Source organism: Acetomicrobium sp. S15 = DSM 107314, from assembly GCF_016125955.1.
Classification (GTDB): domain Bacteria; phylum Synergistota; class Synergistia; order Synergistales; family Thermosynergistaceae; genus Thermosynergistes; species Thermosynergistes pyruvativorans.
In genome coordinates this window covers 1-356 of sequence record NZ_JADEVE010000177.1, presented here as the reverse complement: position 1 = coordinate 356, position 356 = coordinate 1, and the positions used below count along the sequence as shown (strand labels likewise).

General features: G+C 50.8%; 2 protein-coding genes. Both read right to left on the bottom strand.

What is annotated here, in order from left to right; translation table 11 throughout:
* On the bottom strand, window positions 1-170 hold a 170-nt coding region (locus tag EZM41_RS04690; RefSeq protein WP_232619072.1), incomplete at its 3' end, for an Rpn family recombination-promoting nuclease/putative transposase.
* A partial coding sequence (locus EZM41_RS13570) for a hypothetical protein (RefSeq protein WP_232619071.1) occupies window positions 112-356 on the bottom strand: 245 nt, incomplete at its 5' end. The genes EZM41_RS13570 and EZM41_RS04690, both read right to left, overlap by 59 nt.

Here is a 356-nt window from a genome sequence, read left to right as displayed (position 1 = left end):
TGGACGCCATGGTATACGACTACTGGTATTATAGGCGTTAGGGGTTTGTTTTCTTTCTTCCGTTCATCACATGTCGCGTACATATAGCCCAGCATTTGAATCAACACTACCTCATCGGGATAATATTTGTGCTCGAATATGAAATAGACTTGGGCTTTTGCGTCGCCCATATTGCACTCTACGGCCAAGTCCATGTGACACTTCGTGTATCTCCTGACCCTTTCCGTCGGGCAACGGCTCCATCTCTATCACAACGTGGCCATATTGACCGCGGCCGCCGCTCTGTCTGACGAACTTACCCTCCACCGGACCGGAGGAAGTGCGTATCGTCTCCGTATAGGCCACCTGAGGATTGC